The organism is Microbispora triticiradicis (genome assembly GCF_005864065.1).
GTDB classification, from domain to species: Bacteria; Actinomycetota; Actinomycetes; order Streptosporangiales; family Streptosporangiaceae; genus Microbispora; species Microbispora triticiradicis.
Map to the genome: position 1 here is coordinate 675813 of NZ_VANP01000002.1, position 23651 is coordinate 699463.

The following is a 23651-nucleotide window of genomic DNA, read 5'->3' on the forward strand; positions in this document are numbered from 1 at the left end:
GCGGCGTGGAGAGCCTGTTCGATTCGGCGGCCGAGGAGGCCCACCGCGGCCAGGAGCCGCTCGCCGTGCGGATGCGGCCGCGCTCGCTGGAGGAGGTGATCGGCCAGCGGCACCTGCTCGGTTCCGGCACCCCGCTGCGCCGCCTGGTGGAGAGCGACGCCCCGATGTCGCTCTTCCTGTGGGGGCCGCCCGGCACCGGCAAGACCACGCTGGCCTACGTCGTCGCGGGCGCCACCAAGCGGAGGTTCGTCGAGGTCTCGGCCGTCTCGGCCGGGGTCAAGGACGTGCGCGCCGCCATCGACCAGGCCCGGCGCGACCTCGGCATGACCGGCAGGCAGACCGTGCTGTTCGTGGACGAGGTCCACCGCTTCAACAAGGCGCAGCAGGACGCGCTGCTGCCGGCGGTGGAGAACCGCTGGGTGACGTTCATCGGCGCGACCACCGAGAACCCCTTCTTCTCGGTCATCTCGCCGCTGCTGTCCCGCTCGCTGCTGCTCACCCTCGAACCGCTGGCCGACGACGACGTGCGCGCCGTACTGGAGCGCGCGGTGACCGACCCGCGCGGCCTCGCCGGGCGCGTCACCCTGCGGCCCGAGGCCCTCGACCAGCTCGTACGGCTGGCCGGCGGTGACGCGCGGCGCTCGCTGACCTATCTGGAGGCGGCGGCGATGCTGGTCGACGACGCCCCGCCGGGCGCCGGGCCGGACGCCACGCCGGAGGTCACGGTCGAGGTCGTCGAGCGGGCAGTGGACAAGGCCGCCGTGCGCTACGACCGGCAGGGCGACCAGCACTACGACGTGACCAGCGCGTTCATCAAGAGCATGCGCGGCTCCGACGCCGACGCCGCCCTGCACTACCTGGCCCGGATGGTCGAGGCGGGAGAGGACCCGCGGTTCATCGCCCGCCGGATCGTGATCTTCGCGAGCGAGGACGTGGGGATGGCCGACCCGACGTGCCTGCAGGTCGCGGTGGCCGCCGCCCAGGCGGTGGACTTCATCGGCCTGCCCGAGGGCAGGATCAACCTCGCGCAGGCCGTCATCCACTGCGCGCTGGCGCCCAAGTCCAACGCGGTCGTCAAGGCCATCGGCGCCGCCTCCGACGACGTGCGGCGCGGCCTGGTCGGGCGCGTCCCCGGCCACCTGCGCGACGCGCACTACCCCGGCGCGAAGAAGCTCGGCCACGGCAGGGGCTACCAGTACCCCCACGACTTCGAACACGGCCTCGTCCGCCAGGACTACGCGCCGGAGGAACTGCGCGAGCGCCGCTACTACGAACCGACCTCCCACGGCGCGGAGGCGCGGTTCGCCGAGCGCTGGGCGAAGATCCGGGCCTTCCTGCGCGGCGGCTGAGCGCCCCGGCACCCCGCCGGCCTGTGCGCCGTCTTCCGTGCTCTCTTCGGTGCGGCTCGTGTGCCGGGTGTGTGCTGCGGAACGGCGGGCAGGGCGTTCGCGATAGGGTCTTGCCATTCCAGCTCCGGTGATCCAGGGAGATCGGCACATGCTTACCGCGGGAGAGCTGGCGGGCCTCGTGGTCGCCATTTTCTGGGCGATCCTGGTCTGCTTCATGGTCGTCGTGCTGGTCAGGCTGGCCAGACTGCTGACCGAGACCCGCAAGTCGGTGGCCGAGCTGAGCGACCGCCTCGGGCCGCTCCTGGACGACATGAGCCAGACCGTCACCGAGGCGAACCGGCGGCTGGTCGCGGCCGAGGCGATCTCGGACAACATGCGGGACGTCAGCGGCAACATGGTCAGGATCACCGGGGTGGCGTCCACGGTGTTCGCCGGCCCGGTGCTCAAGATCGCCGCCTTCCGCGACGGCTTCCGCCTCGCGCTGGCCCGCCGCGCCGCCCGCAGGGCCCCGGCCCGGAGGGTGGCCCGCGGCGGTCCCCGCACCGGTCCCCACACCAGGGACAGGATCAGGGAGCGGCACACCGCCGAGCGCGTGGCCGAGCCGCGCGCCATCGGAAGGGGGCGCGGATGATCCGCCGTCTCTTCTACATGTCCCTCGGCGCGTATCTCGCGGTCTGGGCCATGCGTAAGCTTCAGTCGTTGCGGCCCGACCACGTGGCCAGGCGCACCGCCGGCCGCGCGGCGGCCCTCGCGGACCAGCTCAGGGACTTCGCCGGCGAGGTGCGTCACCTGTCGGCGAGCAGGGAAACCGAGTTGCGCGCCGGGCTCGGGCTGGACACCGTTGATGACACCACTACCGGCAACAGCAGAATCTACGACGTAAAGGATGGCCGCTGAGATGGAGTCGGCAGAGATCGCGCGCCGCTTCCTGCGCTTCTTCGAGGAGCGCGGGCACACAGTCGTGCCCTCGGCCAGCCTGGTCGCCGAGGACCCGACGCTGCTTCTGGTGAACGCGGGGATGGTCCCGTTCAAGCCCTACTTCCTGGCGCAGCAGACGCCGCCGTTCCGGCGGGCGACCAGCGCCCAGAAGGTCATGCGCACCCTCGACATCGACGAGGTCGGCAAGACCACCCGGCACGCCAGCTTCTTCCAGATGCTCGGCAACTTCTCCTTCGGCGACTACTTCAAGGCGCAGGCGATCCCGTTCGCCTGGGAGCTGTTGACCCGCCCCGAGTCCGAGGGCGGCTTCGGTTTCCCCGAGGACCGCCTGTGGGCGACCGTCTACCTGGACGACGACGAGGCCCAGGACATCTGGCACCGCGAGGTGGGGCTGCCGCTCGACCGCATCCAGCGCCGCGACCTCGCCGACAACTACTGGCACATGGGCGTGCCCGGCCCCGGCGGCCCGTGCTCGGAGATCTACTACGACCGCGGCCCCGAGTACGGCCGCGAGGGCGGGCCGATCGCCGACGAGAACCGCTATCTCGAGGTCTGGAACCTCGTCTTCATGCAGTTCCAGCTCAGCAAGGTCCGCACCAAGGTCGACTTCGACGTGGCGGGCGAGCTGCCGGCCAAGAACATCGACACCGGCATGGGCCTGGAGCGCATGGCCGCGATCCTCCAGGGCGTCGACAACATCTACGAGATCGACACCACGTACAAGATCCTCGACACGGCGGCCGAGCTCACCCGGTCGCGCTACGGGCGCGACAAGCGGGCGGACGTCTCGCTGCGGGTGATCGCCGACCACATGCGGGCGGGAGTCATGCTCGTCGGCGACGGCGTGCTGCCGTCCAACGAGGGCCGCGGCTACGTGCTGCGCCGCATGCTGCGCCGCGCGATCCGCAACCTCCGCCTGCTCGGCGCGGGCGAGGAGCGGCACATGCACGCGCTCACCGCCGTCACCATCGAGGCCATGGGCCAGCAGTACCCCGAGCTCAAGGCGGACGCCGCCAACATCCACACGGTCATCGACGCCGAGGAGGCGTCGTTCATCGGCACGCTCCGCACCGGTACGGCGATCTTCGACGTCGCGGTGGAGGAGACCAGGCGCAAGGGCGGCGGCACGCTCGGTGGCGAGCAGGCGTTCCAGCTCCACGACACCTACGGTTTCCCGATCGACCTCACCCTGGAGATGGCGGCCGAGCAGGGCCTCCAGGTGGACGAGGAGGGCTTCCGCCGGCTCATGAAGGAGCAGCGGGACCGCGCCAAGGCCGACGCCGCGGCGAAGAAGACCGGCAACGCCGACATCTCGGTCTTCACCACCATCCTGGAGAAGGCCGGGAAGGTCGACTTCCTCGGCTACGACCACACCACCTCCGAGGCCGATGTCATCGGCCTGCTGGTCGACGGCGCGTCGGTCCCGGCGGCGGGTGCGGGGACCACCCTGGAGATCGTGCTCGACCGCACCCCGTTCTACGCGGAGGGCGGCGGCCAGCTCGCCGACCAGGGCCTGATCCGCACCGGCGGCGCCGAGATCGAGATCGTGGACGTCCAGTCGCCGGTGCCGGGCCTGATCGTGCACCGCGGCAAGGTGCGCACGGGCGAGGTGCGGGTCGGCGACCAGGCGCAGGCCGACATCGACCTGGAGCGGCGCCGGGCGATCTCCCGCAGCCACACCGCGACCCACCTGGTCCACCGCGGGTTCCGCAACGCGCTCGGCGAGTCGGCGGCCCAGGCGGGCTCGGAGAACTCCCCGGGTCGCTTCCGCTTCGACTTCACCGCCGCGGGCGCCGTGCCGGCGTCGATGCTGCGCGACGTCGAGGACGAGGTGAACGCCGTCCTGATCGGCGACCTCAAGGTCAACGCGTTCTACACCAGCCAGGCCCAGGCCCGCGCGATGGGCGCGCTCGCGCTGTTCGGCGAGAAGTACGGCGACGAGGTCCGGGTCGTCGAGGTCGGCGACTACTCCCGCGAGCTGTGCGGCGGCACCCACGTGGCCAGCTCCGGCCAGCTCGGCCTGGTGAAGGTGCTGGGCGAGTCGTCCATCGGCGCGGGCGTGCGCCGGGTCGAGGCGCTCGTCGGTCTCGACGCGTTCCGGTTCCTCGCCCGGGAGAGCGTGCTCGTCGCGCAGCTGAGTGAGCAGCTCAAGACCCGCCGCGAGGAGCTGCCCGAGCGCATCGAGGGCATCGTCACCCGGCTGCGCGCCGCCGAGAAGGAGCTGGAGAAGGTCCGCTCGGCCCAGGTGCTCGCGGTGGCCGGAGAGCTCGCCGCGCAGGCCCGCGACGTCCAGGGCGTCTCGGTGGTCACGCACCGCGCGCCTGATGGCACCTCCGCCGACGACCTGCGTAAACTCGCCCTCGATGTGCGCGGCAGGTTCCCTGGCGACCGCGCCGCGGTCGTCGTCGTCTCCGGCGTCCCCTCCGACCGGCCGGTCGTCGTCGCCGCGGTCAGCGAGGCGGGACGCGAGCGTGGCCTGAAGGCGGGCCGTCTCGTCGGCGTCGCCGCCAAGGCTCTCGGGGGTGGCGGTGGCGGCAAGGACGACGTGGCGCAGGGCGGTGGCACGCGGCCCGAGGCGATCGGTGACGCGCTTCGCGCGGTCGAGGAGGCCATCTCCTCCGCGGTGGCCTGATCCGCCGATGAGACATGGCGTCAGGATCGGGGTCGACGTCGGCTCCGTCCGCGTCGGCGTGGCCCGCAGCGACCCCTCGGGCCTGCTGGCCACGCCGGTGGAGACCGTACGGCGCGGCCGGGGCGACCTGGCGAGGATCGCCGAGATCGCGGCCGAGCACGAGGCGATCGAGGTCGTCGTCGGCCTGCCCACGTCGCTGTCGGGCCGGGAGAGCCACGCCGCGGAGGCCGCGCGGGCGTTCGCCGCGCGGCTGGCCCGGACGGTCGCGCCGGTCCCGATCCGGCTCGTGGACGAGCGGCTCACCACCGTGGGCGCCCAGCAGCGGCTGCGCTCCAGCGGCGTGAAGGCCCGCGACCAGCGTGACGTGATCGACCAGGCGGCCGCCGTCCTGCTGCTGCAGGCCGCGCTCGACGGAGAGCGGGCCACCGGCAATCCCCCCGGCAGGCCTCTCGGACCACCGGGCCCCCCCGCGGGGCCGGGTGAGGAAGCGAGCGGCGGGACCGCCCGGTGAGGCGGGCGGCGCTCGTCACCGGCGGAGGGTTCGCCCTGGTCGCGGCTGCGGTGGCGTACGGCGTGCACGCGGTCGTCGGCCAGCCCGGCAGCCCGCCCGACTACTCCGGCGGCGGTTCGGGGACGGTGACGATCGAGATCACACCGGGGACGAGCGCCGGCGAGGTCGGCCAGACGCTGGCCAAGGCCGGCGTGGTCGCCAGCGCCCAGTCGTTCGTGGAGCAGGTGATCAGCCGGTCCAAGGAGAGCGGCCTGCACCCGGGCCGCTACGTCCTGCGGCGCCGGATGTCGGCCTCCGCGGCGCTCGACCTGCTCCTGGCGCCCGCGAGCCGGGTGGTGCGCAAGGTCACCGTGCCCGAGGGACTGCGCCTGCGCGAGGTGCTGCGCGTCCTCGCGGACGGGACGGGCATCCCGCTGAAGGACTTCACCGAGGCGGCCGGCGAGACCCGGCGCCTGCGCCTGCCCGAGTACGCCGAGGGCGAGGCCGAGGGGTTCCTGTTCCCGGCCACGTACGAGATAGAGCCGGGGGCGACCGCCGGCGACATGCTCAGGAAGATGGTGGCCAGGTTCCGCCTCGCGGCGAAGAAGGTGGGCCTGGAGGATCTGGCGCCGCGCCTGAACCTCACGCCCCGGCAGGCGGTGACGGTCGCGAGCATCGTGCAGGCCGAGGGCGGCGTCCCGGCCGATTACCCCAAGATCGCCAGAGTGGTGTACAACCGCTTGGCGCGGGGCGCGAAGCTGGAGATGGACAGCACGGTCAACTACGCGTTGAACCGGCACACCCTGAAGGTCACCGCCGAGGACACGCGCAACGGCTCCCCGTACAACACCTACGCGCGCCCCGGGCTGCCGCCCGGACCCATCGGCAACCCGGGGGAGAGCGCGCTGCTGGCGACGCTCCACCCCGCCGAGGGTGGCTGGTACTGGTTCGTGACCACCGATCCTCGTCGTAAAATCACCAAATTCACTGACAAAGAGATGGAGTTCAGGAAATATCGGGAGGAGCTGAACAGGTATCTCGGGACGAACTAGCGGTGGCCCAGGTGCGTCCAGGGCGCCGTCCGGACGGCCCGCGGTAGGCGAACGTCCCCCTGTCCGGACTCATACCGGACCCGTACCGGACCCCCACCGGACCCCCTCGGTCTGGCACACTCGCTTGACGGGAGGCCTCTCGTACCGAGAGATTGGCCAGCGCACTATGAACGAACTGGACATGGACTTCCTGCTCGGCGCCGAGGACGACGACGGCTCTCCCCGGCGTCGCCCTTCCGGCGGCCGGGCCCAGCAGCGACGCAGCCGCAGACGCCGCAAGCGGCAGCGGCGCAAGGGCAGGGTCGCCACGCTCTTCGCCATTGTGATCATCGTCGGGGTTCTCGCCGGTCTCGGCTACCTGGGCTTCACCTGGGCGCGCGGCGTCATGATCCCCAAGGACTTCACCGGCGAGGGGACGGGTGAGGTCGTCGTCGAGATCCAGGAGGGCGAGAGCGCCACCGACGTCGCCCAGATGCTGGAGGAGCAGGGCGTCGTGGCCAGCGCGCGGGCGTTCGTCAACGCCATCGGCGCGGCCGGGAAGAGCTCCTCGCTCCAGCCGGGCCAGTACGCGATGCGCAAGGGCATGTCCGCCGCCTCGGCGCTGGCCCTGCTCGACCCGAAGAACCGTGTGCTCAACCGTCTCACCATCCGTGAGGGGCTGCGGCTCAGCAAGATCTTCGAGGAGCTGTCCACCGCCTCGGGCAAGCCGGTCGAGGACTTCAAGAAGGCGGCCCGCGCCGACATCGGCCTTCCCGCCTACGCCAAGGGCCGGCTGGAGGGCTACGCGTTCCCCGCGACGTACGAGATCAACAGCAAGCTCACGCCGCAGCAGATCCTCACCAACATGGTCGACCGGTTCAACCAGACCGCCGACAAGATCGACCTGGAGGGCCAGGCCAGGCAGGTCGGCTTCTCGCCCCGTCAGGTAATGATCATCGCGAGCATCGTCCAGGCCGAGTCGGGCAGCGCCGAGGACATGCCGAAGGTGGCCCGCGTCATCTACAACCGGCTGCTGTCGAACCCCCCGATGAAGCTGGGCATGGACAGCACGGTCATGTACGGCCTGAACAAGTACGGCATCGCCGCGTCGCACGCGGACCTGACCAGCACCTCGCGGTACAACACCTACAAGTACGCCGGCCTGCCGCCCGGCCCGATCAGCAACCCGGGCGACCACGCGATCGAGGCCGCGCTGCATCCGGCGGACGGCAACTGGCTGTACTTCGTGACGGTCGACCCGAAGCGGGGCATCACCAAGTTCACCGACAAGGAGTCGGAGTTCTGGAAGCTGCGCGACGAGTTCAACAGGAACTACCAGTGAGCGGGACCGTCCGCCGGGCCGCCGTCCTGGGCTCGCCCGTCGCCCACTCGCTCTCCCCGGTGCTGCACCGGGCGGCGTACGCGGAGATGGGCCTGGGCGGCTGGCGCTACGACGCGATCGAGTGCGCCGAGGACGGGCTCGCCGGCCTCGTCACCGGGCTGGGCCCGGAGTGGGCGGGCCTGTCGCTCACGATGCCGCTCAAGCGTGCCGTGCTCCCGCTGCTCGACACCGTCTCGGACCTCGCGCTGGCGGTCGGCGGCGCGAACACGGTCGTGTTCCGCGACGGCGGGCGGCACGGGCACAACACCGACGTGTACGGCATCGTCGAGGCGCTCGCCGAGGCGGGCGTGCCCGCGCCGTCCTCGGCGGTCGTCCTCGGCGGCGGCGCCACCGCGGCCTCGGCCCTCGCGGCCCTGCGGGAGACGGGCCTGGCGGAGGCCACCCTGGTCGTGCGCGACCCGGCCCGCGCGGGGGAGACCCTGCGCGTCGCCGAGCGCCTCGGCGTCGCGGTGACCGTGCGCTCCTTCGACGACTTCGACCCCGCGGCCGGCCTGGTCGTCTCCACGCTGCCGTCCGGCGCGGCCGACGCGCTCGCCGAGCGGGTCGCGGCCCGCCTGCCCGACAAGGGGGCCCTGTTCGACGTCGTCTACGCGCCCTGGCCGACGGCGCTGGCCCGGGCCGTCCGGGCGCGTGGGCGCACCGTCGTGGGCGGCTTCCCCATGCTGCTGCACCAGGCGGCGCGGCAGGTCGAGCTCATGACGGGACGGGCGGACGTGCCGGTCGCGGCGATGCGCGCGGCCGGCGAGGCCGAGATCGCCCGGCGCGCGGCCTCCTGAGCGGTCTCCGGGGCGGGGCGGCCCGGCCGGAATACACCGGGGGGCGTCCGGGTTTGTGGTAACGTAGGAACTCGATCGGTCCGGCATGAGTCGGACGCGCAAGCGGAGGTCCTCCTCCCACCTGCTTCGCCGAAAGGCGGACGGGTTCAGGATCACAACGGAGTTTTCGGCAGGAGAGCTCAGTGACCCCGCATGCGTGACGTGCGGGGTTTTCGTTTTTCCCGCACGGTCGAGACAAGCGGAAGTCTTTTGGAGGTCCCATCAGCACCGAGCCCCGCATCAACGACCGTATTCGTGTGCCCGAGGTCCGCCTCGTCGGCCCGAACGGCGAACAGGTCGGCATCGTCTCCATCGGCGACGCGTTGAAGCTGGCGCAGGAGAGCGATCTCGACCTGGTGGAGGTCGCGGCAACCGCCCGCCCGCCCGTCTGCAAGCTCATGGACTACGGCAAGTTCAAGTACGAGTCGGCCATGAAGGCGCGCGAGGCCCGTCGCAACCAGGCACACACGATCATCAAAGAGATCAAGCTCCGGCCGAAGATCGACCCGCACGACTACGAGACCAAGAAGGGTCACGTCGTGCGCTTCCTCAAGGCGGGAGACAAGGTCAAGGTCACGATCATGTTCCGGGGCCGTGAGCAGTCCCGGCCAGAGCTGGGCTTCCGGCTCCTGCAGCGCCTCGCGGAAGACGTCACCGATCTGGGGTTCGTCGAGTCGCAGCCGAAGCAGGACGGCCGAAACATGATCATGGTGATCGGGCCGCACAAGAAGAAGGCCGAGGCGAAGGCCGAGAAGGCCGCCGCGAAGGCGCAGCGTGGCGAGGACCGCCCGGCGGAGGAGTCCGCGCAGGAGCAGCAGCCCGCGCAGGCGCAGTGACGCCCGCCTGAACCACCGGGCAGGGCGCCCGAAACGACACGGAGAATCCGAGACCGGGACGGTCTCGCGGAGTCAGGCAGCCGCCGGCTCGGGTTACCGGCCCGGGCCGTCGGCACGGACCAAAGAGGGAGAGACGGCTGAGATGCCGAAGATGAAGACGCACAGCGGTGCGAAGAAGCGGTTCCGGCTCACCGGATCCGGCAAGGTTGTCCGCCGCCGCGCCAACCGGCAGCACCTGTTCGAGCACAAGCCGTCCACCCGTACGCGCCGTCTCGAGGGTGTCGTCGTCATGTCCGACGCCGACACCAAGAAGATCAAGAAGCTGCTCGCCAAGTAGTAACGACCCGGGGAGATAGAACAACATGGCACGCGTGAAGCGGGCGCTCAACGCCAAGAAGAAGCGCCGGGTCGTACTCGAGCGGGCAAGCGGTTACCGGGGGCAGCGGTCGCGCCTCTACCGCAAGGCCAAGGAGCAGATGCTCCACTCGATGACCTATGCGTACCGGGACCGCAAGGACAAGAAGGGCACGTTCCGCCGTCTGTGGATCCAGCGGATCAACGCGGCGGCCCGCGCCAACGGCATGACCTACAACCGGTTCGTCCAGGGCCTGCGTCTGGCGGGCATCGAGGTGGACCGCAAGATCCTCGCGGACCTCGCGGTCAACGACGCCCCGACCTTCGCCACGCTGGTCGAGTCCGCCAAGAAGGCGCTCCCGTCCGACGTGAACGCGCCGGTCGCCTGAGACCTGCTCCGACGAGGGCCCGCCGCCTGCGGTGGGCCCTCATCGACGTTGAGGGGGAATGAGCAGGGATGGCGGAGCTCACCAACATCAGGTCGCCGCGGGTCAAGGCGGCCCGCAGGCTGACCAAACGCGCCTTCCGCGACCGCGACCGGGCGTTCCTGGCCGAGGGGCCGCAGGCGGTACGCGAGGCGCTCGCGGTCAAGGACGTCACGGCGGAGCTGTTCACGACGGTCGAGGCCGAGGCCCGGCACGCCGACATCGTGGCCGCCGCCCACGCGGCCGGCGTGCCCGTGCACCGCGCGAGCGGCGAGGTCATGGCCGAGCTGACCCAGACCGTCACCCCGCAGGGGCTGCTGGCCGTGTGCCGGTTCGTGCACGTCCCGCTGGCGGAGGCCGTCGTGCCCACGTCCCGGCTGGTGGCGATCCTCGCCCACGTCCGCGACCCGGGCAACGCGGGCACCGTCCTGCGTACGGCCGACGCGGCCGGCGCCGACTCCGTGGTCTTCACCGACGCCTCGGTCGACCCGTACAACGGCAAGTGCGTGCGGGCGAGCGCGGGGAGCCTCTTCCACCTGCCCGTGGTGACGGGCACCTCCGTGGCCGACGCCGTGCGGCACGTACGGGAGGCCGGGCTGCGCGTGCTGGCGGCCGACGGAGCGGGCACCCGGACGCTCGACGAGGTCGCGCTGGACGAGCCCACCGCCTGGCTGTTCGGCAACGAGGCGTGGGGGCTGCCGCCCGAGCTCCTCGCCCTGGCCGACGAGGTCGTCCGCGTCCCGATCTACGGACGGGCCGAGAGCCTCAACCTCGCCACCGCCGCGGCGGTGTGTCTCTACTCTTCCGCGCGGGTTCAGCGACAGACCTTACAAACCGTGGAAGATCCCACCACCCCCGGCGGCTGAGGCTGCTGCCGGGCCGCGGAAACCCGCTATTGTCGGCGAAGGAGCCGTGCAGGAAGGGGCGGCGCGCGCAGTTCCGGAGCGTCAGGAGGCGGTCTCGTGCGAGGTGACGACACCCCCGGTGGCACCCCTGAAGGGGACGCCGGAGGGCGGGCGCGCATCGACGCCGACGACCTTCCCGACGGCCTCGTCGCGACCGACCCCGACGGTGTGATCCTGATGGTCAACCGGGCGGCGGAGCGGCTGACCGGGGTGACCCGGCGGGCGGCCGTGGGCCGGCTCATCGGCGACGTGCTGCCGCTGCGCGACCAGGACGGCCGCGACTGGTGGAAGTGGCTCGACCCGCACGGCGGGCTGCGTACCCGCAGCCGCCAGCCCGAACGGCCGCTGCACCTGCCCGGACGGCAGGAACTGCTGGTCGCCGCGCGCTTCGTCCGGGAGCCCGCGCGCGGCGGCGAGGTGGAGCGGGTCGTCATCACGCTGCGCGACGCGTCGGCGCGCGCGCGGGTCGAACGCAGCCGCGCGGACCTGGTGTCCACGGTCGCGCACGAGCTGCGCTCACCGCTGACCAGCGTCAAGGGGTTCACCGCGACGCTGCTGGCGAAGTGGGAGCGGCTCACCGACGCCCAGAAGCTCGTCATGCTGGAGACGGTCAACGCGGACGCCGACCGGGTGACGCGGCTGATCACGGAGCTCCTCGACGTCTCGCGGATCGAGTCGGGCCGGGTGGAGATCCACCGGCAGGTCGTGGACGTGCCGGCGCGGGCGCGCCGGATCATCGCCGGACGGGTGGCCGCAGGGGAGCCGGAGGACCGCTTCCGGCTGGAGGTCCTCGGCGAGCTGCCCGAGACGTGGCTCGACCAGGACAAGATCGACCAGGTTCTCGGGAACCTGGTGGAAAACGCGGTGCGTCACGGACGCGGTACGGTGACCATAGTGGTGGAGCCGGTCGAGTGGGGTGTGGCGGTGTCGGTGCGGGACCAGGGTGAGGGCGTGGCGCCCGAGCTGGTCGACCGCGTCTTCCGTCAGTTCTGGCGGGGCAACGGCCGCCGCCGCGGGGGCACCGGCCTCGGCCTGTTCATCGTCAAGGGCCTCGTCGAGGCCCACGGCGGCACGATCAGCGTGCAGCGCGCGCCCGGCGGCGGCGCCGAGTTCCGATTTACGTTGCCCACCGGCACCCCCGACTTCGCCTGAGCTTTTCCACAGGCCCTCGCGCGGAGGACGGCCCGGTGGGCTGATCGGACTAAACTGACCACGCTGAGCGCAGGGCGCTCGCAGGCCCCTGGATACGGAGCTCTCTCTTGTCGAACACCTATGACCCGGTCGAGGTGACGCCGCTGCACGCCGACGAGGTCGCGCGGGCACAGGCCGACGCCCTCGCCGCCATCGCGGCGGCGCGCGACCTCGACGATCTGAAGCAGGCCAGGCTGGCGCACGCGGGCGACCGCTCGCCGATCGCGCTGGCCAACCGTGAGATCGGCGCGCTCCCGCCCGCCGCCCGCGCAGAGGCGGGCAAGCGGATCGGCACCGCGCGCAAGGCGATCGGCGAGGCGCTGGCCGCCCGTCAGGCCGAGCTGGAGGCCGAGCGCGACGCGCGGGTCCTCGTCGAGGAGACCGTCGACGTCACGCTGCCGTGGGACCACGCGCCGCGCGGCGCCCGCCACCCGCTCACCACCCTGCAGGAGCGCATTGCCGACGCCTTCGTCGCGATGGGCTACGAGGTGGCCGAGGGGCCGGAGCTCGAAGGCGAGTGGTTCAACTTCGACGCGCTGAACATCGCGCCCGACCACCCCGCGAGGTCCGACCACGACACGTTCTTCGTGGAGAGCGTCGAGTCGGGGAAGGTCCTGCGCACCCAGACCTCGCCGGTGCAGATCAGGGCCCTGCTGTCGCGCCCGCTGCCCGTGTACGTGGTGTCGCCGGGCAAGACCTTCCGCACCGACGAGCTCGACGCCACGCACACGCCGGTCTTCCACCAGGTCGAGGGCCTGGCGGTCGACAAGGGGCTGACGATGGCCCACCTGAAGGGCACGCTCGACCGGTTCGCCGAGGTGATGTTCGGTGACGGCATCACGACCCGGTTCCGGCCGCACTACTTCCCGTTCACCGAGCCGTCGGCCGAGCTCGACCTGCGCTGCTTCGTCTGCCGCGGCTCCTCCGCGGTGCCCGGCAACCCGCCCTGCCGCACCTGCAAGTCGGAGGGCTGGATCGAGTGGGGCGGCTGCGGGATGGTCAACCCGCGCGTGCTGATCGCCTGCGGCGCCGACCCCGCCGTCTACTCCGGGTTCGCCTTCGGCATGGGCGTGGAGCGGACGCTGATGTTCCGCCACAACGCCGCGGACATGCGTGACATGGTCGAGGGCGACATCCGGTTCACCCTGCCGTTCGGGATGGAGGTCTGATGAAGGTCCCGCTTTCATGGCTGCGGGAGTACGTCGATCTCCCCGCGGTCACCGCACAGGAGGTGGCCGACCGGCTCACCGCCGCCGGCCTCAAGCTGGAGGCCCTCCACTCGCACGGCCACGAGATCAAGAACATCGTGGTCGGCCGGGTCCTCGAGATCGAGGAGCTGACCGGGTTCAAGAAGCCCATCCGGCACTGCCGGGTCGAGGTCGGCGAGGCCACGCCGCGCGAGATCGTCTGCGGCGCGACGAACTTCTCCGAGGGCGCGGTGGTCCCGGTCGCGCTGCCGGGCGCGGTGCTGCCCGGTGGTTTCGAGATCGGGTCCCGCAAGACGTACGGGCGGCTGTCGGACGGCATGATCTGCTCGGAGGCCGAGCTCGGCGTCGCCGATTCGTCCCCGGGCATCCTGCTGCTGCCGCCGGACACCCCGATCGGCGCGGACGTCGTCGAGCTGCTCGGCCTGCGTGACGACGTGCTCGAACTGGAGGTCGCCACCGACCGCGGATACGCCCTGTCGATCCGGGGCGTGGCCCGCGAGGCGGCGACCGCCTTCGGCGTGCCGTTCCGCGACCCCGCCGCGATCGAGACGCCGGACGGCCACGGCGAGTCCTGGCCGGCGTCGATCGGCGACCCGACCGCCTGCGACCGGTTCGTGCTGCGCTCGGTGACCGGGTTCGACCCCGCCGCGGAGTCGCCGCTGTGGATGCGGGTGCGGCTGGCCCGCGCCGGTGTGCGCTCGGTCTCGCTGGCCGTCGACGTCACCAACTACGTGATGCTGGAGCTCGGCCAGCCCCTGCACGCCTTCGACCGGTCGCGCCTGTCCGGCCCGATCGTCGTACGGCGGGCCCGTCCGGGGGAGACGCTGGAGACGCTCGACCACGTGGTGCGGACGCTCCACGAGGAGGACATCCTCATCACCGACGACTCCGGCCCGATCTCGATGGCCGGCACGATGGGCGGCCTGCACACGGAGATCTCCGGGACCTCGACCGACATCGTGATCGAGGCCGCCCACTTCTCCGCCACCGGCATCGCCCGGGAGTCGCGGCGGCACAACCTGGTGAGCGAGGCGTCCAAGCGGTTCGAGCGCGGCGTCGACCGGGAGCTGCCGCTGGCCGCGTCGTGGCGCGCCGTCCGGCTCCTCGCCGAGCTGGGCGGGGCCGTCGCCGACCCCGGCGTGACGCACGCGCAGGTGGACGTCGCCCCGGTGCGGATCACGATCCCGGCCGGCCACCCGGACCGCGTCGCGGGCGTGGCCTACGGGCGGGAGACGGTGATCCGCCGGCTGGAGCAGGTCGGCTGCGTGGTGACCGAGGGCGCCGCCGCCTCCCGGCCGGACGGCGGTCAGGGCGTCGCCGCGACCGGGGTGCTCGCGTCGGGCGACCTCGCCGGGAAGCTGTCCGTCGACGGCGAGGACCCGATCACGGTCGTCCCGCCGAGCTGGCGGCCCGACCTCACCGACCCGAACGACCTCGCGGAGGAGGTCATCCGGCTCGAAGGCTACGACCGCATCCCGTCGGTGCTGCCGCCCGCCCCCGCCGGCGGCGGCCTGACCGAGGGGCAGCGGCTGCGCCGCCGCGTCGGCCGGGCGCTGGCCCACGCGGGATACGTCGAGGTGCTCGCCTACCCGTTCATGGGTCCGCGCGACCTCGACAATCTCCTGCTGCCCGAGGGGGACCCGCGCAGGCGGACGACCCGGCTGGTCAACCCGCTCAGCGAGGACGAGCCGTACATGCGGACCACGCTGCTGCCGGGGCTGCTGAAGACGCTGGTGCGCAATGTGGGCCGCGGGTTCGCCGACGTGGCGCTGTTCGAGTCGGGGCTGGTCTACCGGCCCGAACCGGACGCGCCCGCGTCGGCCCCGATTCTCGCGGTCGACCGCCGGCCCTCGGAGGAGGAGCTGGCGGCGATCGAGATCGCGCTGCCGCGGCAGCCGTTCCGGGTGGCCGTGGTGCTCGCCGGGGAGTTCCACCGCTCCGGCTGGTGGGGCGAGGGCAGGCAGGCGACCTGGGCGGACGCCGTCGAGGCGGCCCGCACGGCCGCGCGGGCGGCCGGTGGCGAGCTCGTCATACGGGCCGAACAGCACGAGCCCTGGCACCCCGGGCGCTGCGCCGCGCTGACCGTGCCGGACCCGGAGACCGGGGAGCAGGTCCTCGCCGGCCACGCCGGTGAGCTGCATCCCCGGGTGATCGAGGCGTACGGCCTGCCCCCGCGCACGTGCGCGATGGAGCTGGAGCTGTCACTGCTGCGGCCCGCCGGGCCGGTGCAGACGCCCCCCGTGTCCGCCTACCCGGTGGCGACCCAGGACGTCGCGCTGACCGTCCCCGCCGCGACCCCGGTCGCGGAGGTGGCGGCAGCCCTGGCGGAGGGCGCGGGCGGCCTGCTGGAGTCGGTCAGGCTGTTCGACGTCTACACCGGGCCGCAGGTGGGCGAGGGCAACAAGTCGCTGGCGTACACGCTGCGGTTCCGGGCGCCGGACCGCACGCTCACGGCCGAGGAGACCACGGCGGCGCGGGACGCCGCCGTCGCCCTCGCCGCGGAGCGCACCGGAGCCCACCTCCGCGGCGCCTGACGAGCACGATCGCGGGCGGGCGCCGGTCTGTCGCCGGCGCCCGCCCGCGAGCCGCGTCACCTGCCGTACACCTCTAAGGAGTACAGCGAGTAGCCGAAGAGGGTGGCGCGTTTGACCCCCTGCATGCGCACGTACCGCGCGCTGACCGGGGCGAACGTCACGGTGTCCACGCCGCCGTCGCCGGTCGTCGTCTGCGCGGCGGTGGTCCACGCGGTGCCGTCGGGCGACGTCTGGATCCGGTACGACGAGCCGTAGGCCGACTCCCAGCGCAGGATGACCCGCCCCACGGTCCTCGCGGAGCCGAGATCGACCTGGATGTACTGGTTGTTGCTCCATCCGCTGGCCCACCGGGTCGCCGGGTCTCCGTCCACCGCCCGCCCCGGCGCGTTGGAGCCCTCGGTGCTGGACGCGCTCGCCGTACCGCCCAGCGCGAGGTCGCTCACGTCGTCGCCCCGGTGCGCCGGGAACGAGACCACCTGCTGATAGGTCGGCCGGTTCTGCCAGGAGATCAGCGAGTGCTTGATCCCGCCGAGCGGCGACTGCCGCACGGCGTCGGCGCACCACTGGTCCCCGGCGGAGCAGGAGTCGTCACCGGGATAGGTCGTCGCCGCCGGTTCGGCCAGCGCGGCCGACAGGCTGTCCAGCAGGACCGTGCGGCAGGCCGCCACGGTCGCGCCGCAGTACCTGGCGGGCAGGGGAGCGGTCACCGGGTCACCCAGCACGGCCCGGATGTCCTTGTCGACGTAACCCCACCAGCCGTACTGGAACGCCGAGCCCTTGTGCGGCTGTGACTCGTTGGCCGACCCGGGCAGCGCGGAGACGTCGCCCTGCTGGTGCCCGGACGGCGACTCGTTGATCTGCAGCGCGCCGGTCAGCGACTGGTAGAGCCCGTCGCCGAGGCCGGGCTGGAACTCCGCGCGCACCAGCTTCGGCCACCACGCGTCGAATATCCGGATGGCGTCGGCGTGCGCGTACGTCTTGCTGCCCTTGGTGGTCTCCTGCCGCCGGGCGCCCGCCTCGGCCCAGGCGGACAGCTTGGCGACGGCGGAGGCCAGGGCGGGATCGGGCACGGACGACGCGCTGCCGATCACCCGGAGCAGGTTCGGCAGCACCTTCCATCCGCGCAGGTCGGTCACGGCGGCCGCGGCCATGATCTTCACCACCCCGGCCCGGTCGACCGTGCCCGCGGACAGGGCAGACCGGAGCGGCGCGTCCAGCAGGTCGGCGCGGTGCACCGGGCCGAAGCTGAAGTTGCCGTCGGCCGCGCCGTAGTCCTTGGCCTGCTTGTTGTTCCAGCTCACGAAGTAGTCCTGGTTGACGGCCTGCGGGTGGGCCGAGGGCGGCGTGTAGGCCGCCGTGTTGACCGCCGGGTCGAAGCCGCTCCACTCGTGCGCCGCGTCGCCCGCCATCGGCAGGTTCGGGTCGGACACCGCCGACCGCACCGGGACGTTGCCGGACATGAAGTACGCCGTGTCGGCGGAGTTGACGTAGAACCAGTTGAAGGCGAAGCCGATCTTGGAAGCGGAGTTCGTGAAGGCCGCCGGCGAGCCCATCTCGGCCGGGTCGTTGAACATCTGGAAGCCGACCGCCGAGTCCGTCTCGTGCTGGTAGGTCGAGCGCAGCGCCGTGAACGCCGTCGGCACGCCGCCGGCCATCCCCCGCCAGGTGACCAGGCCGTACTTGGTCCGCTTGATGACCAGGTCGTAGGAGCCGGCGGCGGTGGAGTCGGCCGTGTTCGGCTTCCAGGAGTTGGTCTTCTTCAGCGTCTCCATGGCGGTGCAGGTGCCGTGGTAGAGGTAGTGGTCCGACGACAGGGCGGGCGTGCCGCCGTTCGGGTCGCACAGCGTCACCGCGTACGTGTCGGTGATGTCCTCGGCGGCCGACGTGGCGCTCCAGGCGTAGTCGGTCCCGCGGCCGAGCAGCACGTAGAGGTTGAGCCCGGCGAAGGCCGCCCCCCGCGCCCGGATGCCGGGCCCGGACAGCTCCTCCAGCATGAGCAGTTGCGGCGCGAAGTAGCCGGTCTGCGGGCCGAACACGGCGATCGGGTGGCCGCCGGTCGCCTTGGCGGCCGAGACCACGAGCGCGTTCGACATGCCGGGCCGGGAGTTGTCCACCGTCAGCCCGGTCAGCGCGCTCGTGACCGCCGTCGTGGGGGAGGTCGCGCTGCCGGTCTCGTTCGCCGTGACGTCGACCGGGGCCGCCGTGCCCGCGTCGGGCAGCACCACGCCGGTCGCGCCGGACGGCGCCGCGCCGGAGGGGAAGCTCTGCCCGTCGTGCAGCGTGAGCACGGTCTCCGGGTCGTTCTGCGAGCGGAAGGCCGCCCAGGCCCGGTCGCCCTCGGTGGCGCCGTACTTCGCCCGCGCGGCCACCCGTACGAGGGCGGACCGCATCTCCGCTCCGCCGCCCCCGCCGAACAGGCCGCCGATGACCCCGGAGACGGCGACCAGGTCGGTCATCTTGAAGTACTGCGGGCCTCCCGCGTTCGTGATCGCGTCGAGGTGGCCGGTGAGGACGTACTCGCCGGGGCAGTTGCGGGCGGACATGCACCGGTCGACGTAGGCGTTGATCCCGGCGATGTAGTTCTGCACGTCGGTGTAGAGCTGGGCGCCGCGGCCGCCGGAGGCCCGCAGCCGGTCGATCTGGGCCTGGAGATCGGCCTCCGTGTAGGGGGAGTTGCGCCAGACGCTCTGCTCCAGCTCCCGGTTTCCCGCCGCGCCGCCGGCGAACGGCGTCAGCTCGCCCCGGCCGACGTGCCGCATGAGGTCCATGAGCCACAGGCGGTCCTGGGCTCCGGCGTACCCGGCGCCGAACATCGTGCCCTCGCGGGTGGTGCCGGTGACGTGCGGCACGCCGGTCGCCTTGTCCCGGACGATCGTGACGTCGGACCGCGGGCTGACCGTGCTCTCGACCTGGTTCGCCGGCACGCCGAAGCCGCTGTCGCCGAAGAACGCGGAGATCTGCTCGTCGGTCAGCCCGGTGTAGCCGGAGATCAGGTCGGCGTACCTGCCGAGCTGGTCCCTGCTGTGGGCCGGGTAGGTGCCCAGGGTCTGGTTGCCCAGGATGTCCACGAGCGTGGCGTTGCCGTTCTGCCCGGGCGGCAGGACGTCCGCGCACTGACCCAGACAGTAGTCGTCGGGCGGGTAATAGGGGGCGGCGGTGGCCGTCTCCGCCGGCAGGCCGACGGAGACGAGGACCAGCGCGGCGGCAGCGGTGATCGCCCGTCGGAGGCGCGCGTGCATGGGGGAACTTCCCTTCGCGGTGTCAGGGGGTGAAGGGACGGCAGGATGGTGCTGTCACGCGCGTGAATGTGAGTGGGGCTCAACTCTGGACGATACGCGGGGGTAACCAGAGGAGCAATGCCAACTTTGCCGCGATCGTGGCAGAACCTGCCGATCGCAGTCAACGCACGGCCCGCCGCCGCTCACGGAGCCGGAGCGCTCGGCTAGGGCCGTCGCTGGTGGGGATCGGAGGTTCCGGAGCCTACAGCTCGTCGATCTCGGCGAGGTCGATGTCGGCGTCGAAGGGCACCGACACCTTGAGCCGGTCGTGGTAGATGCCGGTCAGCGCGTACGCGGTGGTGGCGGGGTCGAGTTCGTACACGTAGACCGTGGGCCGCCCGGACTGGTTCTCGATCCGCCAGAAGTGCGCGATCCCCGCCTCGGCGTAGAGCTGTGGCTTGCGCTTGCGGTCCCGCTCCTCGGACTCGGGCGAGACGACCTCCACAACCAGGACCACATCGCCGGCCTGATAGGCGGTCTCGCCCGTCCCCTGCACCGCCTCCGCGCGAATGATCACCATGTCGGGCTCGGGCCTCTGGCGAGTGCCGAGAATGATGCTCATTTCGCGACGTACGCGCAGTTGAGAGGGGACATAACGGCGTAGTTCCCGCTCAAGGAGAAACAGCATCAGTGTGTGGAAGGAAGCTCGGGGGCTCACGAAGACCAAGCTTCCGTCAATCAACTCTGTGTGCGCAGGAAGTTGCGGCATGTGATCGAGGTCGGTGGCCCGAAATCCTTCCGGTGGAGGGAAAACCCAACGGGGAACGCCGCATATATCGCTCATGGGCACTTCGCTCCGCACCTCAGCCGTCATGCACTCACGGTAGCAACGCGTGAGCGTCACGCGAAGTGATTCCCCGGCTGTCCCCTGCCGGAACGCGGGTTTTCCGTGCCGGCGCCACGTCGCGGAGCATGCCCGGACAGTGAGAAGGTGCGGCACTCCCGGAGAGCGCCGCACCGTTCCGGCGGTCAGCCCACGCGACAGGAGACTGACTGCCGGCCCAAGGGCCGTGGCCCGCGGTGCGTCGGGGTGTCCGACATCGCGGGCCACGGGCGGGGGACTATCTGGTCCAGGTCCACTTCTGGTTGTTGCCGCCGTGGCAGGAGTACAGCTGGAGCTTGGTGCCGTTGCCGGTGCCGGCTCCGGCGGCGTCGAGACACAGGTTGGACTGGACGCCCTGGATGCTGCCGTCGGAGTTCACCCGCCACTTCTGGTTGTTGCCGCCGTGGCAGGAGTAGATCTGGATGACGGCGCCGTTGCCGGTGCCGGCCGCGTCCAGGCACTTGCTGCCGTAGACGCGGATCTCACCGGCTGAGGTGGACGACCAGGTCTGGTTGGTCTGGCCGTTGCAGTCGTACAGCTGCACCTGGGTGCCGTCGTTCTGGCTGGCGTTGGGCACGTCGATGCAGCGGCCGGAGGCCACGCCCCGGATCGCCCCGCTGCCACCACCGGAGGTGGGGGTGGCGCTGGGGGACTGCGGGATCGATGGGGATGGGGTGACGGGGCCGCTGCCGTCGGGGGCGACGGCGCGTCCGGTGGTGGGGGAGATCATGCCGGCGCAGAGGTTGCGGCTGCGGAGGTTGGCGGCGATCTGGGAGATGGCGGAGACGGTGGTGGCGTACTGGTCGTGCATGAGGATGATCTGGCCGTTTTGGAGGCGTCCGGCGGCTTGGACGATTTGTGCGGTGCTGGCGCCGTTCCAGTCCTGGGAGTCGACGTCCCAGATGATCTCTCGGAGGCCGAGCTGTTGTTCGACGGACTTGAGGGTGTTGTTGGTCTCGCCGTATGGGGGGCGGAAGAGTTTGGGTGCGGTTCCGGTGGCCTGCTGGATGGCCTGCTGGGTTCGCTGGAGTTCGGACTGGATCTGGGAGCTGCTCTGCTGGGTGAGGTGGGGGTGGGTGTAGCTGTGGTTGCCGACCCACATTCCGGCGTCGACCTGGGCCCGTACGAGGGAGGGGTTGTTCTGGGCGTTCTGGCCGATGTTGAACATGGTGGCGCGCAGGCCGTTGGCTTTGAGGGTGTTGAGCAGGTTGGTGGTGTTGCTGGGGTTGGGTCCGTCGTCGTAGGTGAGGCCGACGTATCCGGCGCTGCAGTCGGCGGCGTTGGCCGCGGTGGGGGACAGTGCCACGGTCGCCAGTGCCGCGGCGGCGACGCTCGCGAGCGCCGTGGCGAGAGTCTTGCGTAAACCGGGACGTCTGACGACGGGCACGGCGCTGTCGGCCATCTTCGCTCCTCCAGTTGGAACCCTGCTCAGGCGCAGGCGGGACGGGCCGGGTAGCGCGGTGCCCTGGTGGGGAGCGCCGCCCGGCCCCGGGGGTTCGCCGAGGCCTCATTCTGGGAACCGCCCCCGAAAAGTGTCAAAGAACCCCCAGAAACATTTCAGTCCTATGTGCGATCAAGCAGGCCTGGCCTGCTGAAACACCGATGAACTTTTCACGCCGCCAGAAGGCCCTGCGGAGGCCGTCCCGGGAAGCCCGCTGTCGGAGGCCGCCCCTGTAGGCAGCTCACCTTCCGCCCGCGTGGTCCAACCGGGTGCGGCGGCCCAGGCGACGACTCCTGCCCTCCCGCCACGCGGTCGCCGGTTCGAACCGTCCTGGGGTCCGGTCAGAGACCGAGCGTCTCCTTGCGCAGACGGGTCTTGAGCACCTTGCCGCCGGGGTTGCGCGGCAGTTCGGCCTCTCTGAACCAGAACCGCGACGGCACCTTGAACGCCGCGATCCGGCCGCGCAGGAAGCCGCTCAGTTCCACACCGGTGGCCTCGGCGCCGGGCTTCAACCGGACCACCGCGCCGACCTGCTCGCCCATCTCGTCGTCGGGTACGCCGATCACGGCCACGTCGTCCACCGCCGGATGTTCGAACAGGGCGGCCTCGACCTCGGCGCAGTAGACGTTCTCGCCACCGCGGATGACCATGTCCTTGGCCCGGTCGACGATGTAGACGAAGCCCTCCTCGTCGACGCGGGCCAGGTCGCCGGTGTGCAGCCAGCCGTCCACGAACGTCTCGGCGGTCGCGTCCGGACGGTTCCAGTAGCCGCTGATCACGATCGGCCCGCGCACGCACAGCTCACCGACCTCGCCGGGCGGCAGTTCGGCCCCGGACGGGTCGCAGATCTTCACGTCCACCACCGCGAGCGGGCGGCCGATGCTGCCGGGCTTGGCGAGGTAGTCCCCGCCGCTGTTGTAGATGGCCAGCGCGGTCGTCTCGGTCATGCCGTACCCGTTCGCGGGCGTGCGCTCGGGAAGCGTCTCGGTGATCCGTTCCAGCAGCCTGGGCGGCGCGGGCGCGCCGCCGTACGAGATCGAGCCGAGCGACGAGATGTCGTGGCCGCCCAGGTCGGGATGGGACAGCAGCTGCCAGGCGTTGGTCGGCACGCCGCTCAGTATGGTGACGCGCTCACGTTCGATGAGCTCCAGGGCCCGCTTGGGGTCCCACCTGTACATCAGCACGAGCCCGCCGCCGCTGAACATCGTGGTCATCAGTACGGCGAAGCACCCGGTGACGTGGAAGAGCGGCACGGTCAGCAGGGTGATCCTGCGCTTCCCGGCCGCCGAGGACACGTCTCTGCCCGCCAGGGCCACGGTGCGCATCATGGCGTACGCCACGGTCATCGGCGCCTGGCCGAGGTTGCGGTGGCTGCCGAGCGCGCCCTTGGACCTGCCGGTCGTGCCGGAGGTGTAGAAGATGGTCGCCGGGTCGTCGGGGTGGAGGTCGACCGGGGGCAGTGTCACGTCGGCGCGCACCTCGCCGAGGACGCCGGCCCAGTTGGCGCCCTCCCCGCGGGCGACGATCATGGGCAGGCCGATGCCGGACATCCGCGCGGCGCGCTCTCCGTCGGCGATCACCAGCTTCGCGCCCGAGTCGCCGAGGCCGTACTCCAGTTCCTGCTCGGTCCACCAGGCGTTCAGCGGGACGGCGACCGCGCCGGCGGCGAGCACGGCGGAGAAGGAGACGATCCATTCCGGATAGTTGCGCATGGCGAGGGCGACGCGGTCGCCCGCGCGTACGCCGTAGTCGTCCACGAGCCGGTTGGCGAGGGTCGCGACCAGCCGGAAGTGCTCCTCGTAGGTGATCCGCTCGTCCTCGTAGACGACGAACACCTTGTCCCCGTGGAAGCGGGTGATCTCCAGGAGCGCGCGGAAGGTCGCGGGAGCGTGTTTCCACGCCCGGATCCTGCTGCCGCCGACCTCGACCTCTTCCATCTCGAAGAGCTGACCGGGCGCGGTGAGCTGGGCCTGGACCTGTTCGTGCGTGATCGTCATG

19 protein-coding genes are annotated in these 23651 nt (G+C 71.6%); 15 read left to right on the plus strand and 4 right to left on the minus strand.

The annotated features are described in order from the left end of the window. The first annotated feature begins 5 nt into the window (after positions 1 to 5). The 15 genes from FED44_RS08040 (at position 6) to FED44_RS08110 (ending at position 16111) form a co-directional block, all read left to right on the plus strand. Positions 6 to 1349 (plus strand): replication-associated recombination protein A, encoded by a 1344-nt coding sequence (locus FED44_RS08040; RefSeq protein WP_138460223.1) that lies wholly within the window; start codon positions 6 to 8, stop codon positions 1347 to 1349. Between the two features lie 148 nt (positions 1350 to 1497). Further along, positions 1498 to 1980, plus strand: coding sequence for a DUF948 domain-containing protein (locus FED44_RS08045; protein ID WP_138460224.1), 483 nt, complete (start codon positions 1498 to 1500; stop codon positions 1978 to 1980). Beyond that, positions 1977 to 2246 (plus strand): hypothetical protein, encoded by a 270-nt coding sequence (locus FED44_RS08050; protein WP_117408927.1) that lies wholly within the window; start codon positions 1977 to 1979, stop codon positions 2244 to 2246. The genes FED44_RS08045 and FED44_RS08050 overlap by 4 nt, the downstream gene beginning before the upstream one ends. 1 nt (position 2247) lies before the next feature. Then, positions 2248 to 4920, plus strand: a complete 2673-nt coding sequence (gene alaS / locus FED44_RS08055; RefSeq protein ID WP_117408926.1) for an alanine--tRNA ligase — start codon at positions 2248 to 2250, stop codon at positions 4918 to 4920. 7 nt (positions 4921 to 4927) lie between these two features. Next, complete coding sequence (gene ruvX / locus FED44_RS08060; RefSeq protein ID WP_138460225.1) at positions 4928 to 5431, plus strand: Holliday junction resolvase RuvX; 504 nt, start codon at positions 4928 to 4930, stop codon at positions 5429 to 5431. Continuing rightward, positions 5428 to 6462, plus strand: coding sequence for an endolytic transglycosylase MltG (gene mltG / locus FED44_RS08065; RefSeq protein WP_138460226.1), 1035 nt, complete (start codon positions 5428 to 5430; stop codon positions 6460 to 6462). Before ruvX ends, mltG (FED44_RS08065) begins: the two co-directional genes overlap by 4 nt. Positions 6463 to 6628: 166 nt before the next feature. Further along, entirely contained in the window at positions 6629 to 7783 is a 1155-nt protein-coding gene (gene mltG / locus FED44_RS08070) for an endolytic transglycosylase MltG (protein ID WP_117408923.1), read from the plus strand. Beyond that, positions 7780 to 8619 carry a shikimate dehydrogenase gene (locus FED44_RS08075; protein ID WP_117408922.1) on the plus strand — a complete coding sequence of 280 codons (840 nt, stop codon included), beginning with the start codon at positions 7780 to 7782 and terminating at the stop codon, positions 8617 to 8619. Before mltG (FED44_RS08070) ends, FED44_RS08075 begins: the two co-directional genes overlap by 4 nt. A gap of 278 nt (positions 8620 to 8897) precedes the next feature. Continuing rightward, the gene (gene infC / locus FED44_RS08080; protein ID WP_279633857.1) at positions 8898 to 9494 is read left to right on the plus strand and encodes a translation initiation factor IF-3; all 597 of its coding nucleotides are present in this window, start codon (positions 8898 to 8900) and stop codon (positions 9492 to 9494) included. A 142-nt stretch (positions 9495 to 9636) separates the two neighbouring features. After that, positions 9637 to 9831, plus strand: coding sequence for a 50S ribosomal protein L35 (rpmI, locus tag FED44_RS08085; RefSeq protein WP_030504936.1), 195 nt, complete (start codon positions 9637 to 9639; stop codon positions 9829 to 9831). Between the two features lie 25 nt (positions 9832 to 9856). After that, entirely contained in the window at positions 9857 to 10237 is a 381-nt protein-coding gene (gene rplT / locus FED44_RS08090) for a 50S ribosomal protein L20 (RefSeq protein ID WP_117408920.1), read from the plus strand. 68 nt (positions 10238 to 10305) lie between these two features. Continuing rightward, on the plus strand, positions 10306 to 11139 hold the full coding sequence (locus FED44_RS08095) for a TrmH family RNA methyltransferase (protein ID WP_138460227.1): 834 nt from the start codon (positions 10306 to 10308) through the stop codon (positions 11137 to 11139). 96 nt (positions 11140 to 11235) lie between these two features. Further along, on the plus strand, positions 11236 to 12330 hold the full coding sequence (locus tag FED44_RS08100; protein ID WP_117408918.1) for a sensor histidine kinase: 1095 nt from the start codon (positions 11236 to 11238) through the stop codon (positions 12328 to 12330). 107 nt (positions 12331 to 12437) lie between these two features. Beyond that, complete coding sequence (gene pheS, locus FED44_RS08105) at positions 12438 to 13538, plus strand: phenylalanine--tRNA ligase subunit alpha (RefSeq protein WP_117408917.1); 1101 nt, start codon at positions 12438 to 12440, stop codon at positions 13536 to 13538. Further along, entirely contained in the window at positions 13538 to 16111 is a 2574-nt protein-coding gene (locus FED44_RS08110) for a phenylalanine--tRNA ligase subunit beta (protein ID WP_138460228.1), read from the plus strand. Before pheS ends, FED44_RS08110 begins: the two co-directional genes overlap by 1 nt. A 56-nt stretch (positions 16112 to 16167) precedes the next feature. Here FED44_RS08110 and FED44_RS08115 read toward each other — a convergent pair whose 3' ends face one another. The 4 genes from FED44_RS08115 to FED44_RS08130 all read right to left on the minus strand — a co-directional run bounded on the left by FED44_RS08115 (position 16168) and on the right by FED44_RS08130 (position 23650). Continuing rightward, the gene (locus FED44_RS08115; RefSeq protein ID WP_138460229.1) at positions 16168 to 19350 is read right to left on the minus strand and encodes a penicillin acylase family protein; all 3183 of its coding nucleotides are present in this window, start codon (positions 19348 to 19350) and stop codon (positions 16168 to 16170) included. A 241-nt stretch (positions 19351 to 19591) separates the two neighbouring features. Next, positions 19592 to 20203 (minus strand): Uma2 family endonuclease, encoded by a 612-nt coding sequence (locus tag FED44_RS08120; protein WP_416360967.1) that lies wholly within the window; start codon positions 20201 to 20203, stop codon positions 19592 to 19594. Positions 20204 to 20450: 247 nt separating this feature from the next. Further along, entirely contained in the window at positions 20451 to 21614 is a 1164-nt protein-coding gene (locus tag FED44_RS08125) for a polysaccharide deacetylase family protein (RefSeq protein WP_138460230.1), read from the minus strand. A gap of 380 nt (positions 21615 to 21994) precedes the next feature. Beyond that, on the minus strand, positions 21995 to 23650 hold the full coding sequence (locus FED44_RS08130; protein ID WP_138460231.1) for a class I adenylate-forming enzyme family protein: 1656 nt from the start codon (positions 23648 to 23650) through the stop codon (positions 21995 to 21997). Position 23651: the final 1 nt, after the last annotated feature.

What these genes read in the sequence shown, in the direction of transcription:
- FED44_RS08045 (WP_138460224.1), top strand. Translation starts at nt 1,498, where the DNA reads ATGCTTACCGCGGGAGAGCTGGCGGGCCTCGTGGTCGCCATTTTCTGG.
- FED44_RS08050 (WP_117408927.1), top strand. Translation starts at nt 1,977, where the DNA reads ATGATCCGCCGTCTCTTCTACATGTCCCTCGGCGCGTATCTCGCGGTC.
- alaS (WP_117408926.1), top strand. Translation starts at nt 2,248, where the DNA reads ATGGAGTCGGCAGAGATCGCGCGCCGCTTCCTGCGCTTCTTCGAGGAG.
- ruvX (WP_138460225.1), top strand. Translation starts at nt 4,928, where the DNA reads ATGAGACATGGCGTCAGGATCGGGGTCGACGTCGGCTCCGTCCGCGTC.
- mltG (WP_117408923.1), top strand. Translation starts at nt 6,629, where the DNA reads ATGAACGAACTGGACATGGACTTCCTGCTCGGCGCCGAGGACGACGAC.
- rpmI (WP_030504936.1), top strand. Translation starts at nt 9,637, where the DNA reads ATGCCGAAGATGAAGACGCACAGCGGTGCGAAGAAGCGGTTCCGGCTC.
- rplT (WP_117408920.1), top strand. Translation starts at nt 9,857, where the DNA reads ATGGCACGCGTGAAGCGGGCGCTCAACGCCAAGAAGAAGCGCCGGGTC.
- FED44_RS08095 (WP_138460227.1), top strand. Translation starts at nt 10,306, where the DNA reads ATGGCGGAGCTCACCAACATCAGGTCGCCGCGGGTCAAGGCGGCCCGC.
- FED44_RS08110 (WP_138460228.1), top strand. Translation starts at nt 13,538, where the DNA reads ATGAAGGTCCCGCTTTCATGGCTGCGGGAGTACGTCGATCTCCCCGCG.
- FED44_RS08115 (WP_138460229.1), bottom strand. Translation starts at nt 19,350, where the DNA reads ATGCACGCGCGCCTCCGACGGGCGATCACCGCTGCCGCCGCGCTGGTC.
- FED44_RS08120 (WP_416360967.1), bottom strand. Translation starts at nt 20,203, where the DNA reads ATGACGGCTGAGGTGCGGAGCGAAGTGCCCATGAGCGATATATGCGGC.
- FED44_RS08125 (WP_138460230.1), bottom strand. Translation starts at nt 21,614, where the DNA reads ATGGCCGACAGCGCCGTGCCCGTCGTCAGACGTCCCGGTTTACGCAAG.
- FED44_RS08130 (WP_138460231.1), bottom strand. Translation starts at nt 23,650, where the DNA reads ATGACGATCACGCACGAACAGGTCCAGGCCCAGCTCACCGCGCCCGGT.